At 66.7% G+C, this 15,179-nt stretch carries 13 protein-coding genes and 3 tRNA genes; 9 read left to right on the top strand and 7 right to left on the bottom strand.

What is annotated here, in order from left to right; translation table 11 throughout:
* Nucleotides 1–6 precede the first annotated feature (6 nt).
* The 3 genes from wzm to ACOQFL_RS21010 form a co-directional block, all read right to left on the bottom strand.
* Nucleotides 7–870, bottom strand: a complete 864-nt coding sequence (wzm, locus tag ACOQFL_RS21020) for a galactan export ABC transporter permease subunit Wzm/RfbD (RefSeq protein WP_435545919.1) — start codon at nt 868–870, stop codon at nt 7–9.
* Nucleotides 871–1,208: 338 nt separating this feature from the next.
* The gene (locus ACOQFL_RS21015) at nt 1,209–1,787 is read right to left on the bottom strand and encodes a bacterial proteasome activator family protein (protein WP_435545918.1); all 579 of its coding nucleotides are present in this window, start codon (nt 1,785–1,787) and stop codon (nt 1,209–1,211) included.
* 158 nt (nt 1,788–1,945) lie between these two features.
* Nucleotides 1,946–2,935 (bottom strand): NAD(P)H-quinone oxidoreductase, encoded by a 990-nt coding sequence (locus tag ACOQFL_RS21010; RefSeq protein WP_435545917.1) that lies wholly within the window; start codon nt 2,933–2,935, stop codon nt 1,946–1,948.
* Nucleotides 2,936–3,214: 279 nt separating this feature from the next.
* Between ACOQFL_RS21010 and ACOQFL_RS21005 the strand changes: the two genes are divergently transcribed.
* The gene (locus ACOQFL_RS21005) at nt 3,215–4,738 is read left to right on the top strand and encodes a M28 family metallopeptidase (protein ID WP_435545916.1); all 1,524 of its coding nucleotides are present in this window, start codon (nt 3,215–3,217) and stop codon (nt 4,736–4,738) included.
* A 417-nt stretch (nt 4,739–5,155) separates the two neighbouring features.
* Here the strand turns inward: ACOQFL_RS21005 and ACOQFL_RS21000 are convergent, their stop codons facing one another.
* Nucleotides 5,156–5,941: an ABC transporter permease gene (locus tag ACOQFL_RS21000; RefSeq protein ID WP_435545915.1), complete on the bottom strand. Its 786-nt coding sequence runs from the start codon at nt 5,939–5,941 to the stop codon at nt 5,156–5,158.
* Nucleotides 5,938–6,924: an ABC transporter ATP-binding protein gene (locus ACOQFL_RS20995; protein WP_435545914.1), complete on the bottom strand. Its 987-nt coding sequence runs from the start codon at nt 6,922–6,924 to the stop codon at nt 5,938–5,940. The genes ACOQFL_RS21000 and ACOQFL_RS20995 overlap by 4 nt, the downstream gene beginning before the upstream one ends.
* Nucleotides 6,925–7,201: 277 nt before the next feature.
* On the opposite strand from ACOQFL_RS20995, the gene ACOQFL_RS20990 reads away from it, so the two are divergent.
* From ACOQFL_RS20990 to ACOQFL_RS20980, 3 genes are all read left to right on the top strand, one after another.
* Nucleotides 7,202–7,289: transfer RNA gene (locus tag ACOQFL_RS20990), tRNA-Ser, on the top strand.
* Nucleotides 7,290–7,881: 592 nt separating this feature from the next.
* Nucleotides 7,882–8,721 carry a L,D-transpeptidase gene (locus ACOQFL_RS20985; protein ID WP_435545913.1) on the top strand — a complete coding sequence of 280 codons (840 nt, stop codon included), beginning with the start codon at nt 7,882–7,884 and terminating at the stop codon, nt 8,719–8,721.
* Nucleotides 8,722–8,795: 74 nt separating this feature from the next.
* Entirely contained in the window at nt 8,796–9,257 is a 462-nt protein-coding gene (locus ACOQFL_RS20980; protein WP_435545912.1) for a hypothetical protein, read from the top strand.
* A gap of 123 nt (nt 9,258–9,380) precedes the next feature.
* Here the strand turns inward: ACOQFL_RS20980 and hisC are convergent, their stop codons facing one another.
* The gene (gene hisC, locus ACOQFL_RS20975; protein WP_435545911.1) at nt 9,381–10,433 is read right to left on the bottom strand and encodes a histidinol-phosphate transaminase; all 1,053 of its coding nucleotides are present in this window, start codon (nt 10,431–10,433) and stop codon (nt 9,381–9,383) included.
* 220 nt (nt 10,434–10,653) lie between these two features.
* On the opposite strand from hisC, the gene ACOQFL_RS20970 reads away from it, so the two are divergent.
* The 4 genes from ACOQFL_RS20970 to ACOQFL_RS20955 all read left to right on the top strand — a co-directional run bounded on the left by ACOQFL_RS20970 (nt 10,654) and on the right by ACOQFL_RS20955 (nt 13,782).
* Nucleotides 10,654–11,358 carry a dienelactone hydrolase family protein gene (locus tag ACOQFL_RS20970; RefSeq protein ID WP_435545910.1) on the top strand — a complete coding sequence of 235 codons (705 nt, stop codon included), beginning with the start codon at nt 10,654–10,656 and terminating at the stop codon, nt 11,356–11,358.
* Nucleotides 11,359–11,484: 126 nt separating this feature from the next.
* On the top strand, nt 11,485–13,458 hold the full coding sequence (locus tag ACOQFL_RS20965; RefSeq protein WP_435545909.1) for an acetoacetate--CoA ligase: 1,974 nt from the start codon (nt 11,485–11,487) through the stop codon (nt 13,456–13,458).
* A 122-nt stretch (nt 13,459–13,580) separates the two neighbouring features.
* Nucleotides 13,581–13,673 (top strand) — tRNA-Ser (locus tag ACOQFL_RS20960).
* Nucleotides 13,674–13,709: 36 nt separating this feature from the next.
* Nucleotides 13,710–13,782, top strand: a tRNA-Arg gene (locus ACOQFL_RS20955).
* Nucleotides 13,783–14,041: 259 nt separating this feature from the next.
* On the opposite strand, the gene ACOQFL_RS20950 is transcribed toward ACOQFL_RS20955, so the two are convergent.
* The gene (locus ACOQFL_RS20950) at nt 14,042–14,317 is read right to left on the bottom strand and encodes a hypothetical protein (RefSeq protein WP_435545908.1); all 276 of its coding nucleotides are present in this window, start codon (nt 14,315–14,317) and stop codon (nt 14,042–14,044) included.
* 386 nt (nt 14,318–14,703) lie between these two features.
* On the opposite strand from ACOQFL_RS20950, the gene ACOQFL_RS20945 reads away from it, so the two are divergent.
* Nucleotides 14,704–14,988 (top strand): DUF1540 domain-containing protein, encoded by a 285-nt coding sequence (locus ACOQFL_RS20945; RefSeq protein ID WP_435545907.1) that lies wholly within the window; start codon nt 14,704–14,706, stop codon nt 14,986–14,988.
* Nucleotides 14,989–15,179: the final 191 nt, after the last annotated feature.

Raw genomic sequence — 15,179 nt, 5'->3', positions numbered from 1 at the left:
CTCCTTCTAGACCCAGTAGGAAACGCGGGCCCGGTAGTTGCGCATCATCAGCAGTGCCAGGCCCCAGCCGCCCACTGTGATGGCCAGCACGATCAGCCAGTGGTAGAGATCCTGGTTGCTGCCCAGCAGCGGCGAACGAACGATGTCCACGTAATGGTAGACGGGGTTTATCTGGGCCAGCCAGGCGCGCGGTCCCGCGTTCGCCTCCAGCGCCGACATGGGCCAGACGATCGGCGACATGAAGAACAGCAGCTGCATGAAGCTGCTGACCACCGGCGGGATGTCGCGGAACCGGGTGCTGACGATCCCGAACAGCAACACCACCCAGCCCGCGTTGACCAGTAGCAGCAACAGCGCGGGGAACACGCTGAAGACGGTCCACGACAGATCGGGCCGGAAGATCGCCAGAATCGCGAAATATATGACCAGGTTGTGCAAGAAGAGCAGGAACTCGCGCCACACCGTCCGGAAGACGTAGATGCTGATCGGCGCGGGTAGCTGCTTGATCATCCCCTCGTTCTGGATGAACACGTCCGTACCCGAGGTCAGGCATCCGGAGATGAAGTACCAGATGATGAAGCCCACGGTCATGTACGGCACGTACTCGCCGGGATCCATCCCGAAGATGGTCGAATACAGCAGCCCCAGGCCGGTGGCCGTGACACCCATGCTGATGGTGATCCACAGCGGACCCAGGACGGAGCGACGGTAACGCTGCTTGACGTCCTGCCACCCCAGATGGGCCCAGAGCTGCCGCTGCTGCGCTGCCCTGCTGATGTCGTCGAACACCCTGCGCCAGCTGCGGGAGCGCGCCGTTGTGGGCGCTACCGCGGGCGCTTCGGTTTGGTCTGTCGTGCTGGTCGCCTGCACGCTGTGCAGCGTACCGACCGGGGCACGCGCTGTTGCGGTGGGAGTCACCCCGGGGAGCATTGTCCGCTTGGTTACTTTGGTTCGTTTCGGGATCACTCGAACGGGGGATCGAATGCTTGCTCGATCGATGCAGCGCACGGCCCCCACCAGGCGGGTGTAACCGTCTTTTGGGTGGGGGGTCACGGTCCGAGGAACGGGGTCACGATGTCCCGGTGCCGGTGCCGGTGCCGGTGCCGGAGGCGGGGGCGGTGCCGGAGGCGGGGGCGGGGGGCTCACGCCCCACCCGCCGACCGGTTCGGGTGACTCTCCGGCAGGAGGGGAGAGGCCCGCTCAACGGTTCAGAGGTACTGCCCGTGCGACGATCCGCCCCGGTGATCGTGTTCACCGCCGTCGGTCTCTCCCACGGGCAGCGCGCCCTGCCGCATCTTCTCCAGCTGATTGCGGGCGGCGAGCTGTTGGGCGTAGAGCGCGGTCTGCATGCCGTGGAACAACCCTTCGAGCCAGCCCACCAGCTGGGCCTGCGCGATCCGCAGCTCCGCCTCCGAGGGAGTTTCCTCCTGGGCGAAAGGCAGTGACAGCCGCTCCAGCTCCTGGATCAGCTCCGGTGCGAGTCCCTGCTCCAGCTCCTTGACGGAGGACCGGTGGATCTCCTTCAGCCGGTTCCGGCTGGCCTCGTCCAGCGGAGCGGAGCGCACCTCCTCCAACAGCTGTTTGATCATCGTGCCGATTCGCATGACCTTGGTCGGCTGCTCCACGAGCTCGCCGAGATTTTGATCACTGTGTTCGCTCGCGGACTCGGCGTCCCCGTCGGCGCTGTTGTCGCCAACCGGCTGGTTCGGGGTGACCGAGGCGCCCACCGGAGCGTTCTCGTCGCCGACCACGAACATTCGTCCCGGTTCGATGTCCCTGCCGTTCATCTTTCAATAGTGCCGCGTGCGCCACACGGAACGCGAACCGGTGTGCCGGTTGTGTGCCTCCGAGGTGGCGGAACTCGTCCGTGATGCCGGGTGGTGACGCCGGGAGAACTCGGGGCCCGCTGTCCCAGCACCCGAGTTCCGGTCACTCCGCCCGGTGGTCACTCCGCTCGGTCGGTCGTGAGCAGGATCTTGCCGTGCACGCCGCCCGCCTCCATGAGTTCGTGCGCTCGTGCCGCTTCCCGCATCGGAAGCCTGTGGTGCACGACCGGGCGAACCTCGCCGCGCTCGATCCTCGGCCACACCCGCTGTCGTACGTCGTAAACGATCCCGGCCTTGCCGTGCGGACCTTCCAGCGGCCTGCCCCGCAGCCCCAACGCCGACATTCTTAGCCGTTTGACCAGCATCTTCCCCATGTCGAGTTCGGCCTTGCGGCCACCCTGCAGCCCGATCACCGCCAGGTGCCCGTCGGTGGCGAGCGCGCTGAGGTTGCGGTCCAGGTACGAGCCGCCCATGTTGTCCAGGATCACGTTCGCCCCGCCGAGCCGCTTGACCTCGGCGACGAAGTCCCCCTCGCGGTAGTCCACGGCCAGACTGGCTCCGAGTTCCTCGCACAGCCGCAGCCCCGCCTCACTGCCCGCGGTGGCGACCACCTTCGCCCCCAGCGCGCGGCCGAGCTGTATCGCGCAGGTGCCGATGCCACCCGAGCCGCCGTGTACCAGCAGCACTTGTTCCGATTCGAGTCCGGCCTCGTGCACGATGTTGGACCACACCGTGCAGACGACCTCCGGCAGGCCGGCCGCGTCCACCCGGTCGAGTCCAGGAGGGATCGGCAGCAGCTGAGTGGCGGGCACCACCACCCGCTCGGCGTAGCCCCCGCCCGCCAGCAGGGCACACACCTCGTCACCGGGCCGCCAGCCGGTGACCCCAGGGCCGGACTCGACCACGGTGCCCGAGCACTCCAGCCCGAGCAGCTCGCTGGCTCCCTCGGGCGGCGGGTAGGAGCCCTGGCGCTGTGCCAGATCGGCCCGGTTGACCCCGGCGGCGGTCACGTCGACGGCCACCTCGCCGGGGCCGGGTTCGGGCGCGGGTACTTCGCGCCACTCCAGGACATCGGGTTCGCCCGCTTCGCGGATGGTGATCGCGTGCATGCTCCCGACCGTAGCGCCGCCACACCTCCCGGACGTGGTGAGTGCCTTTCGATCCCGGCGTGTCGGTTTTTCCGGCGTTGGGAAGGCGGAATTCTCGAATGCGTCCACGGGCAGGTTTTTCGGGAAAAACGGGAAATGTCTTCGTGTGCGTCGCTGGACCGCGTGAACGGGGACATTTCGGCATCTCGATCTTCCGTTCCACCGACATGGCGTCTTGACTTTACCGGGGAGTTTTATGAACTCTTGTCCGACACGTATTCACCCGATACGGGGAGCAAGATGAGAGTGCACAACGTCCGATCAGGACGCTTCGTCGCCGCGCTGCTCGCTACCGGCGCGACCGCCGCTTTCACGGCGGTTCCCGCTGCGGCGACCCCGGCGGCGGGGCCCGGATTCAATGTCAACGACGTGAATCGGCATCTCGTGGCATTCCAGCGGATAGCCGAGCGCAACGACGGCACACGTGCTTCCGGAACACCCGGGTACCAGGCCAGCGTGGACTATGTCGCGGGCAAACTCCGGCGCGCGGGGTACGAAGTGTCCACTCCCGACTTCGAATACACCAAGTACCGCCTCGATTCGGTCTCCCTGAGCGTCGCGGGTTCGCCGGTCGAGGAAGTCGGTGCGATGGAGTACTCGCCCGCGACCCCCGACGGTGGAGTCCAGGCGCCGCTGGCGGTCACACCGGTGGATGACTCCACCGGTTGCCAGGCGTCCGATTACCAGGGCGCGGACGTTACCGGCACCATCACGCTCGTCAAGCGCGGTGCCTGCACCTTCGCAAAGAAGCAGCGGCTCGCCGCCGAGCAGGGCGCCGACGCCGCGATCATCTACAACAACGTCGAGGGCTCGCTCAACGGCACCCTGGGCGGCGGCGACGCGGGCGTGATCCCCACCGCCTCGGTCAGCAAGGCCGTCGGTGCCGACCTGGTCGCGAAGGCGGGCGAGAGCGCCACCCTGAACCTCAGCGCCACCTTCGACGAGATCACCACCGAGAACGTGGTCGCCGAGACCCGCACCGGCCGCAAGGACAACGTCGTGATGGCGGGTGCCCACCTCGACAGCGTGGACGCGGGGCCCGGCATCAACGACAACGGCACCGGTAGCGCCGGACTGCTGGAAACGGCCCTGGAGATGGGTGGCAGCCCCGACGTCAACAACGCGGTGCGGTTCGCCTGGTGGGGTGCCGAGGAGTCCGGCCTGATCGGTTCCACCAAGTACGTCAACGGGCTGAGCTTCGAGCAGCAGCTCGACATCGCGATGTACCTGAACTTCGACATGATCGGGTCGCCGAACGCCGGTTACTTCACCTACGACGGTGACGATTCGGACGGTGTGGGAGCCGGTCCCGGGCCGTACGGCTCGGCGCAGATCGAGCAGGACTTCACCAAGGCGATGCAGCGCCAGGGCATCGAGGTCGAGGGAACCGACTTCAACGGTCGGTCGGACTACGGGCAGTTCATCGCCGAGGGCATCCCCGCGGGCGGACTGTTCACCGGTGCCGAGGGCGTCAAGACCGAGGCCCAGGCGGCCAAGTGGGGCGGCGAAGCGGGCGTAGCCTACGACCCGAACTACCACAAGGCCGGTGACGACCTCGGCAACGTCGATCGCACCGCGCTGATCCGCAACACCCGGGCATTGGCCGGTGTGGTCGAGCACTACGGTCAGACGACCGAGGACGTCAACGGGATGCAGAGCAGGGCCGAACGCGCCCGGCTGCGCAGCATGGCGAAGGCGCAGACCATGAGCCTCGCGTCGAACACCGACTCGCACGGGCACAGCTGCCAGCTTCCGCTGAAGTGATCCGGCCCAGCAGCATCCGCTGAAGTGACCCGGTTGCCATGGGGACCGGTTCACAGCACGGTTGCTCGACCGGCGAATCGACGACCGGGGCGTCCTCGCGGCGCCCCGGTCGTTTTCGTTCGGCGGCGATTTCCCAAAAATCGCCGGGCGGATGGCACCGGCGAGTACCGAATCCCGAGCACTCTCCAGGCCGAACTCCGACCACCCTCGCAGTCGGCGCCGCCGCTGTCCGGGACTGTCCGGCGGGACGCGACCATGCGGGTGAGCAGCGTGCGTGTCCCCGGTGCGTGAGTCGGATGCATTGCAAGGCCGGGCCGCTCGCCGCGTAGGTCGCTACTCAAGAGCCGGCCCAACGCCGCAAGGCGCCGACTCACGTGACGGCTACCCGGCCACCCGAGCAACTTCTGTCGCGGATTCCTAGTCCAGGGCGCGGCGCAGGAAGAACTTGATCCCCAGCGCACCGAAGATCACACAAGCTCCCAGCAGGGCCAGCAGGCACACCCAGGGCGCCATGTGCGGCACGTCCGGCAGCAGCGCGCCGCGCATGCCCTCGCTGACGTAGGTCAGCGGGTTGAACGCGCAGACGATCTGGAACCAGCGCAGCTGGTCGAGTTGTGCCCAGGGGAACTGGCTCGCTCCGGTGAAGATCAGCGGAGCCAGGATCACGGCGAACATGATGTTGATCCGCCGGGGCGGTACCGCCGCGCCCACGGTGAGCCCCACGGTGCCGCCCACGAGCGAGCCGAGCACCATGCACAGCACCGCGAACGGCAGTCCGGACAGGTCCCAGGCGACGTTGCCCAACATCAGCAGTCCGATCGGGAACATCAGCAGCGCCGCGAACAGCCCTCGAAGAGCGCCGAAGAGCATCTTCTCCACGGCCACCCAGGTGATCGGCAGCGGGGCGAGTAGCCGGTCCTCGATCTCGCGGGAGAACGAGAAGTCCAGCACCAGCGGGAACGAGGTGTTCTGCAGTGCCACCAGGAACGAGTTGAGCGCGATCATTCCCGGCAGCAGGATCTGGGCATAGCCGGGTTGGGTGTAGCCGAGCTGGCCCAGCACCTTGCCGAAGATGAACAGCAGCGCCACCGGCTGCACCAGTACCTGCGCCAGGAAGCTGGGCATCTCGCGTCCGGTGACGAACACGTCCCTGCCGAGTACGGCCCAGAACGCGCGAAGAGAGCTCTGCGCGGTGCCGGTCATCGTAGGTCCCTGCCGGTCAGCTCGATGAAGACGTCCTCCAGGCTCGCCGAGCCGAGTGAGAGGTCGCTGACCGTGATCTCGTTGTCGTGCAGTTTCGCCGCGACCGGGCCGAGCAGCGAACCGGGGTCACCGTCCACGTAGAGGCGTAACTCGGTATCCGGGGAAACCCCTTCGAGGGCGGTCGAACCGCCCGGGGCTTCGACCCGCTGTACCCCGGGGATGTCCGACAGCAGGCCGGTGACCTTGTCGCTGTCGAAACCGTTCGGCCGGACCCGTGCGTCGATGGTTCCGCTGCCCGGCAGCGACCTGATCAGCGAGGTAGGGGTGTCCACGGTGAGCATCCTGCCGTGATCGACCACGCCCACCCGGTCGGAGAGCTTTTCGGCCTCTTCCATGTCGTGCGTGGTCAGTACGACGGTGACCCCCTCGGAACGCAGATCGTTGACGCGGTCGTGTACGAACAGCCTCGCCTGCGGATCCAGTCCGGTGGAGGGTTCGTCGAGGAACAGCACCTCGGGCCGGTGGATCAGCGCCCTGGCGATCATCAGCCGCTGTGCCTGGCCGCCGGAGAGGTCGTCGATGCGCGCCTTGGACTTGTCGGCCAGTCCCATCCGCTCCATGAGTCGGGTGGCCAGCGCGTGCCGTTCGGAGCGGCCGATTCCGTGGTACGAGGCGTGGAACAGCAGGTTCTGCCTGGCGTTGAGTGACCTGTCGAGATTGACCCGTTGCGGAACCACGGCGACCTTGCTCCTGGCGGCCACGGGGTCACGGGCCACGTCGATCCCGCCGATCGTGGCGCTCCCGCTGGTGAGCACGATCCGGGTGGTCAGAATTCCCACCGTCGTGGTTTTGCCCGCGCCGTTCGGTCCCAGCAGTCCGAAGATCTCACCGCGCCGGACCCGGAAGCTCAACCCGTCCACCGCGTTGTGCGTGCTCTTGGGGTAGTGCTTGACCAGATCCGCCACTTCGACCGCAGCAGTCACCCGTCCCCCTGGCAGGAGCTCGTCGTCTCGGTTGTTCCCTTCGTGGTGCTCCCCTGCCACTCGTGCGGGCCACCCACTCGTGCGGGCCACGCGGCACCGGAAACCCGTGCGGCAGCTGGGTTACTGCCGTGATTGTACGCCGCCGATCCGCGATCGAGGTCAACTTTCGCCTGTCGGCAGCCCCCTGTCGGCAGCCCCCTGTTGGTAGCCCCTGTTGGTAGCCCCTGTCGGCAGCCCCCTGTTGGCGTGATGGGCGTCGAGGGCTACCCTACTGCGCGGAAGCGTGGCAGAGCGGCCTAATGCACTCGCCTTGAAAGCGAGCGGTCCGAGAGGGCCCGGGGGTTCGAATCCCCCCGCTTCCGCCAGTGTGGGTGGCGGCACCCGGTTCGGGTAGCATAGTCGCGGCGGTGCGGCGTGTGTCGTACGACGAGCGTCCCGAACGCCCGCCTCGCCGCCGATCGGCCCCAGCAAGCTTCTCGTTGTACTTCTCCTCGTCGCTGCGGCTCCTCTTCGTTTCTCCGGCACGTGCCCGTGAAAAGCCACGGTTTCCCGATCACACTCGCTCGTTCGGAACGGTCCGGTCGCGCGTACGGCCGCCCACATTGTGATCAACTTTCGCCGATCGGGCGAGAACCGCTTTCAATCGAGAACTTGCTTCGCTCTTTCGGGTGAAAATTCAATCGAATCAAAGTGAAAAATTATTCGCGTAACCGCTTTCGAGATCGCCCCGCTCGGTCGTTTGGCCAGGTGATCGGCTTTTTGTCGGGAATTTCCCGCGATGCGTGAACAGTCGCCTGGCGATTGCTATACCTCGATGATCGGTTAGCGTTCGCTCGGAATCCGACCGTGCAGTCGAGTCGGTTTCACCACTGATCGTGCTCGCGGGGTCGGTGTAGACCACCTCCGAGGAGATCGGTGCGCACAGCGAAGGCAGCCACGGCCGCAAGGACGTTCGCAATGGAGTTCTCGGGAGTCGAGTTCCGTAGCGCGGGCGGCGGGACATCCAGGTCCCGCCGCACCGTCGTGATGGTGCTCGGCGTCCTGCTGGCCGTATCGGTCACCGGCTGTTCGGCGGCCACGTCCGAGTCGCGTCAGGTCGACGGAACCCCGTCGTCGACCCGGCGTGCGAAGGTGGATCTCTCCACGCTTCCGGACGCGACCACTTTCGGAACCACGTCCGACGCCCCTTCCGATCCGGCACCGCGCTCCGGTACCGACGGCGTGGTGCTGCGTGTGAAGCGGGACATCGCGGTACACGATTCCGTGGGTGGGGAAGCGATCGCGCGGCTACCGGCTACCCAGTTCGAATCGCCGACCTGGGTTCCGGTGGTCGCCGAACGCGACGGCTGGGCACGAGTTCTGTTGCCTTCGCGTCCGAACGGTTCGACCGGTTGGGTTCGGTTGGGAACCGAGAAAGTGCACAAAGCGCACTCCCCGTACGTCGTGAACGTCGACGTGGGGAACCGCCGGCTGGTGGTGCTCGAAAATGGTCGGGAACTCGGTTCCTGGAGCGTCGGGGTCGGTTCCGTGGATACGCCGACACCGAGGGGGCGCACTTTCATCCTCGCCTCCATCCGGGAGACGGTCAGCGATTTCAGCCCGATCATTCTGCCGCTCGGGACGCACTCCGAGACCTACACCACGTACGGCGGTGGTCCCGGAACCGTCGCGTTGCACGGCTGGCCGGAGCCCGAGGTCTTCGGTACGGCGAGCAGCGACGGATGTGTCCGAGTTCCCGGTGATGCGCTGCGGTTACTGCGGTCGCTGCCGTTGGGCACGCTTGTCCGGCTGCGCTGAGTGGGCGGGCGGTGAGGCGTTTTCATCGGCTCACCGTGCGAAATCCGCAGGTATTCGACGAAGGAAGTGTGACAGTGGCCAAGAAGACATACTTCGCGGGAAGCGTGGCCGCGACGGCGGGTCTGCTGCTCGCGGGCACCCCCGCGCTGGCTGACAGTGCCGACAACGACGGCATCAACATCGGCAACGACAACAACGCCAGCGTGCTGCCGGTACAGCTCTGCGGTAACAATGTCGCTGTGCTGGGTGTGGTCGCCAACGTCCTCTCGAGCCAGTCCACCGAGTGCGTCAACGCACCGGTGGTCGATCATCCCAAGACCGGCGACGAGGGGCCCGAGAAGCCGGAAGAGCCCAAGGAGCCGGAGAAGCCGGAAGAGCCCAAGGAGCCGGAGAAGCCGGAAGAGCCCAAGAAGCCGGAAGAGCCCAAGGAGCCCGAGAAGCCCGACAACCCGGAGAAGCCGGGCAAGCCCAAGGAGGAGCTGCCTTCGGCCCCCACTCCGGTGAGCCACGAGGGACACGCGGCCGTCACCGGCTGACGCTCATCGAACGGGACCCCGTGTTCGTTCCCGAAAGGCCCGCGCCTCCGAAGGGGTGCGACCGGCCCGGCCGGAGCGGTACGGGGTCCCGTTTCGTCGGGAGGGTGCGGATGCTGTCCGCGCTCACCCCCGGAACGAGGTGGCCGCCTTGAGCAGCGCGTCGTTCTCCTCGGGGGCGCCGATGGTGATGCGCACGCCGTCCCCGGCGAAGGCCCGTACCACCACCCGGTGCTCCGCGCAGTGCTCGTCGAAGGCCGTACTGCGCTCCCCGAGCGGCAACCACACGAAGTTCGCCTGGCTGGGAGGAACCTCGTAGCCGAGTTCGAGCAGCGCTTCGCGTACCCGCGTTCGTTCAGTGGCGATCTCGGCGCAGCGCCGCTCCAGTTCCGTGGTGGCGCTCAGCGAGGCCACCGCCGCCTGCTGGGCCACCGCGTTCACGCTGAACGGGATGTAGACCTTGCGCAGCGCCGTGATGATCTCGGGGGTGCCCACCGCGTAGCCCACACGCAGTCCCGCCAGGCCGTATGCCTTGGAGAAGGTCCGCAGCGATACCACGTTGTCCCACTGCCGAGTGAGTTCCACGCCGTCCGGCGCTTCGGGGTCGGTCACGAACTCCCGGTACGCCTCGTCCAGCACCACCACCACTTCTGGGGGAACGCGCCGCAGGAAAGCCTCCAGGGCCTCCCGCCGCAGCGAGGTCCCCGTCGGGTTGTTGGGAGTGCAGACGAATACCACCCGGGTAGCCGGGGTGATCGCGTTCAGTAGCCCTTCCAGGTCCAGCTCGTGTTCCGGAGTGAGCGGAACACGGACCTCCTCGGCACCCGCCACGCGGGTGAGGATCGGGTAGGCCTCGAACGAACGCCACGGGAAGACGACCTCGTCCCCGGGCTCGCAGGTGGCCTGCACGATCTGCTGACACAGCGCCACCGAACCACAGCCCACCGCGATACGGTCGGTGGTGACCTCCAGCCGCTCGGCCAACGTTGCCACGAGTTCGGTCGCGGCCATGTCGGGGTAGCGGTGCACCTCGTGCGCCGCTCGTGTGATGGCATCCACCACACTCGGCAGCGGTCCGGCGGAGACCTCGTTGCTGGCCAACTTGACCGAACCCGGCACCGTTCTGCCGGCGACATAAGCGGGCAGTTTCTCGAGGTCGGAACGGATGCGCACGCTCATTGACCACTCCTTGCTCTGCTTGTTGCGGCTCGTAGGGGCCGCGGGGCGACAGTATCCCGCCGTGTGTCCGCGGTAGAACCTTCGGTCGATTCGTTCATCGTTTCTACTCCGGAAAGAGCAATGATGGGATGACTCCTCCGAAGTAATGTCGACATTCCCACGGCTCTTTTCCGTCGCAGCACGTTGACGGGAGTTCACCCCCGCGTGGTTACCTGCGCGTATGATCCAAACCAGGACCGAGACGATCGCGCTCACCGATGACACCCGACTCAGGCTGACGGTCGCCGAACCAGACAACGTGGTTCGAGGTGGGGTCGTGGTCCTGCACGAGGCAAGAGGGGTCACGGACTACACGAGAATCCTGGTCGCAGCGCTCGCCGAGGAGGGCTGGCTCACGGTGGCGCCGCACCTGTACCACCGGGACGGCACCGACGAGCTCTCCCCCGAGGAAACCCCGCACCGGGTGGCGGAGCAGGTGAGCAGGCTCTCCGGTGAAGCCGTGCTCGCCGACACCGACGCCGCCTTCGTCTGGCTGGCGGATCGGGGCGTTTCCAGCGACCGGCAGGGCATCATCGGATTCGACATCGGTGGCAGCGCCGCTCTCATGGTGGCCTCCAGCAGGCGACTGGGAGCTGCTGTCACCGTGGGCGGTGACGGCATCGTCACCCCGCTTTCGGAGGGCTTTTCACCGCTGGTCGACATCGTGGGGGAGTTGAGCTGCCCGTGGCTCGGGTTGTACGGCGAACAGGACAACCGGACACCCGCCGCGGAGATCGACAAGCTGCGTGCCGCCGCGACCGCCGCCGAGTCCGTTACCGACGTGGTGCGCTACCCGAACGCCGATCACCGCTTCGACACCGATCCGGAGGCCGCGGCGGAGGCGTGGCAACGTGCCCGCAACTGGTTCGATCTGCACCTGCGCTGAGCGGAGCTCCGTTCTCCCGGGGGAGGATCCCTCCGGCGCGGGCGGTGACTTCGCGGGAAATTTCCGGTCGAACTGTGCGGGTGTCACCTGTGGCCCCGGGAGGTGGTGGTGGGTTAGGAAGCTGTTATGACTTCAAGCACCACACCCGAGCTGCTCTGGCAACCTTCACCCGAGTGGGTTCGGCAGACCCGCATCGGCAGGTTCCGCGACTGGCTGTGGAAACACCGGGAGCTGGACCTGCCCGACTACCGCGCGCTCTGGCGATGGTCGGTCGAGGACCTGGACGGGTTCTGGTCGGCCGTGGCCGAGTTCTTCGGGGTCTCCTTCCGCGAATCCCCGGAGCGGGTGCTGAGTGCCGAGACGATGCCGGGAGCCGAGTGGTTTCCCGGGGCACGGTTGAACTACGCGGAACACGCGCTGTGCGTGGGACCGGGCAAGGACGACGCGCGCACCGCCGTGATCTTCGAACGCGAGGACGGCCACGGCGAGACGATCACTTTCGGCGAGCTGCGCTCGCGAGTGGCCGTGGCCAGGGCGGGCCTGGTCGAGCTGGGAGTCCGCAGCGGTGACCGAGTGGCGGCGCTGGTGCCGAACAGCCCCGAGACCCTGGTGGCGTTCCTCGCGACCGCCAGCCTGGGCGCCGTCTGGTCCTCCTGCTCCCCGGACTTCGGGTTGCGCGCGGTGGCGGACCGCTTCGTGCAGATCGAACCCAAGGTGCTGCTGACCGTCAACGGGTACCGCTACGGCGGCAGGGAGTTCGACATCACCGGGACCGTCCACGAGCTCCGGGGACAGTTGCCCGGCCTCGGGGCCACGGTCTCGATCGACTACGTGACGGGTGCGGAGTCGCTGTCGGACACCGTCGACTGGCGGGACATGGTGGAACGACACGCCGGTGCGGAGCTCTCCTTTGAACCGGTGCCGTTCGACCACCCGCTGTGGGTGCTCTACTCCTCCGGGACCACCGGGCTGCCCAAGGGCATCGTGCACGGGCACGGCGGGATCCTCCTGGAGCACCTCAAGACGCTCGGGCTGCACTGCGATCTGGGGCCGGGGGACAGGTTCTGCTGGTTCACCACCACCGGGTGGATGATGTGGAACTTCCTGGTCGGCGGACTGCTGACCGGCTCGGCCGTCGTGCTGTTCGACGGAAGTCCCGTGCATCCCGCGACGGACACGCTGTGGGAACTGTCCGCGCGGCACGGCGTGAGCTACTTCGGCACTTCCGCGCCGTTCATCCAGACCTGCCGCAAGCGGGGGCTGCGTCCGGCCACGGACCACGATCTCTCCCGGCTGCGGACCGTCGGCTCCACCGGGGCACCGCTGACCGCCGACGGGTTCGGCTGGATCGCCGAGGAGGTCGGACACGACGTGCAGATCGCCAGTGTCTCCGGCGGCACCGATCTGTGTACCGCGTTCGTCGGGGCCTCGCCCGACGTGCCGGTGTGGTTGGGCGAGATCTCCTGTCCCATGCTGGGCGCCTCGGTCGCCGCCTACGACGAGCACGGGGACGAGAAGCACGACGAGGTCGGCGAGTTGGTGCTGACCAAGCCGATGCCGAGCATGCCGGTGTACTTCTGGAACGACCCGGACGGCAGCAGGCTGTTGGAGGCGTACTTCGACACTTATCCCGGAATCTGGCGGCACGGGGACTGGGTGCGGATCACCGACCGGGGATCACTGGTCATCTACGGGCGCAGTGACTCCACCCTCAACCGCGGTGGCATCCGCATGGGCACGGCGGAGTTCTACCGCGTGGTCGAGGGGTTCGACGAGGTGTCCGACTCGCTGGTCATCGACACTTCCGGTGCCGGGGAAACCGACGGGGAGCTGCTGTGCTTCCTGGTGCTGGCCGAAGGGGTCGAGCTGGAGACGCTGGAGCCGGCGCTGCGGGAGCGGTTGCGCAACGAACTCTCACCCCGACACGTGCCGAACCGCTTCGTGGTGATCGGTGAGGTACCGCACACCCTCAACGGCAAGAAGCTCGAAGTGCCCGTCAAGAAGATCCTGGCGGGGGCCGCGCCGGAGAGCGCGGTCAGCATGGACGCCTTGCGGAACCCCGGGTCACTGCGACCTTTCATCGAGATGACCAGCGGTTGAGGTGACACGCCCGCCGTGTGGCCGCGGGGGGTCGGTGCCGATGATGGTCAATACCGACCCCCGTTGTAACTCGGCTCGCGGGAGTGTGTATGGTTTACATCAGTGGCCGAGAGGAACTACCCGGAGGCTTCGCCTAGTCTGGTCTATGGCGCCGCACTGCTAATGCGGTAAGGGGCAACCCCCCTTCCCGGGTTCGAATCCCGGAGCCTCCGCCAGGACTCCCACCCCGGTGGGAGTTCACAACTGAACACGCGCCCGTAGCTCAACGGATAGAGCATCTGACTACGGATCAGAAGGTTTGGGGTTCGAATCCCTACGGGCGCACTCAAAGCCCCAGGTCGAAGGCCTGGGGCTTTTGATTTCTCGGGGTGGTTGCCAATTCGTCGCCAGCTTTCGCTAGCCCCGCGGGCCACCGGCTTCAAGACGTCGATGTTCGAACTGGATGCTTGACCATCATGCGGTCGTTGAGCGTCGTCGATGGGTGTGAGTGTCCCACCCCCTCACCGCTGTGATCCGGCGGGCACTCGACCCGTCCTCGTCGTCCGGAGCGCCAACCGGCGGCGGAAGGGTGAAACGTCCCCCACTACTTCATGTAGTTGTGCACCGGCCAGATCTGGGGCTGCGGAGGAGGTGGGACACCTGCCGCTTGGAAAGCGGGCCTGAGACGCTCTTCGACGAATCGATGCGCATCTTCTTCGGATTCCCACACTTCGATGACGAGCCAGCCGCCGTTGGGGCTCGGCCCGGCGGCATGAAAGATTCCACCCGCGGGTCGCTGCGTGAGCTCCAGGTGCTCGATTACCTTGTCGTAGATTTCCTGTGAACCTTCGGGATTGTCCACCATCATCGCCACAGCCATGATGCCCCCTTGTCAGCTTTCGCCGGAGGTGACTGCACCCCGGGGGCGAGTATGTGTCCGCCCGGTGCCGCACGCATCTCGATCGAGGTTCCCACCCATTCCCCACCCCCGGGCGCACTCAAAGCCCCAGATCGAAGTCCTGGGGCTTATGGTTTCGCGGGGCGGTCGTCGATTTACCGCCAACTTTCGCGAGCGCCGGGCCATCACCGAGTTCAGCGCTTCGGCACTCGCGCGGCAAGTGCGACCGCCTCCCGTGCGGCTGTGCTAGCCCGGGCAACCACCTCGCTGCGCCTCTTCGTGTGAAGCGCTCGGATTTTCGAGTGGTAGAGCGGTCGGTCCGGTGGGACCGTGCTGTCCGAAAGCTCTCCGAGACGGAGGTGGACGTCATGGAAATGCCCATCGTGAACGAGTGCGACGCCACGGACTGCGCTTACAACCAGCATCATGCCTGCCACGCCCTCGCGATCACCGTGGGAGAGCCGGCCAACCCACGGTGTGACACCTTCACCACCGCCACTTCTCCCGCGGGCGATCCCGGGACGGTCGGCCACGTCGGGGCCTGCAAGATGTCCGACTGCGGGCACAACGTCAATCTCGAATGCCAGGCCCCCGGTATCACGGTGGGTTACCAGGAGAACATCGTCGACTGCCTGACCTACGCACCCGCGTAAATTTCGTGGGAAATCGTCACCCCGTGGGGCCCGCGGTCCCCCGAGGCTCCGTCAATTTCCCGCGAAATCGCCGGGACCGCGGTGCTCCGAGGGGCGGTCAGGCCGCTCCTCAGCACACCGGCTTCGTCGGCCCCTCCGCTCCAAACCCGACTGATGCGGTGCGAAGCCGCGGCTGTACCGTCTGTCGTCGG

The organism is Actinopolyspora sabaoui (assembly GCF_051225635.1).
Lineage (GTDB): Bacteria > Actinomycetota > Actinomycetes > Mycobacteriales > Pseudonocardiaceae > Actinopolyspora.
Note: the sequence above shows the minus strand (reverse complement) of the source record. Positions and strands in the feature narration are given on the sequence as shown.

Coding starts and splice junctions, on each gene's coding strand:
- hisC (WP_435545911.1), bottom strand. CDS start 10,433: ATGAGCGTGCGCATCCGTTCCGACCTCGAGAAACTGCCCGCTTATGTC.
- ACOQFL_RS20985 (WP_435545913.1), top strand. CDS start 7,882: ATGGAGTTCTCGGGAGTCGAGTTCCGTAGCGCGGGCGGCGGGACATCC.
- ACOQFL_RS20950 (WP_435545908.1), bottom strand. CDS start 14,317: ATGGCTGTGGCGATGATGGTGGACAATCCCGAAGGTTCACAGGAAATC.
- ACOQFL_RS20970 (WP_435545910.1), top strand. CDS start 10,654: ATGATCCAAACCAGGACCGAGACGATCGCGCTCACCGATGACACCCGA.
- ACOQFL_RS21010 (WP_435545917.1), bottom strand. CDS start 2,935: ATGCACGCGATCACCATCCGCGAAGCGGGCGAACCCGATGTCCTGGAG.
- ACOQFL_RS20945 (WP_435545907.1), top strand. CDS start 14,704: ATGGAAATGCCCATCGTGAACGAGTGCGACGCCACGGACTGCGCTTAC.
- ACOQFL_RS21005 (WP_435545916.1), top strand. CDS start 3,215: ATGAGAGTGCACAACGTCCGATCAGGACGCTTCGTCGCCGCGCTGCTC.
- ACOQFL_RS21015 (WP_435545918.1), bottom strand. CDS start 1,787: ATGAACGGCAGGGACATCGAACCGGGACGAATGTTCGTGGTCGGCGAC.
- ACOQFL_RS21000 (WP_435545915.1), bottom strand. CDS start 5,941: ATGACCGGCACCGCGCAGAGCTCTCTTCGCGCGTTCTGGGCCGTACTC.
- ACOQFL_RS20965 (WP_435545909.1), top strand. CDS start 11,485: ATGACTTCAAGCACCACACCCGAGCTGCTCTGGCAACCTTCACCCGAG.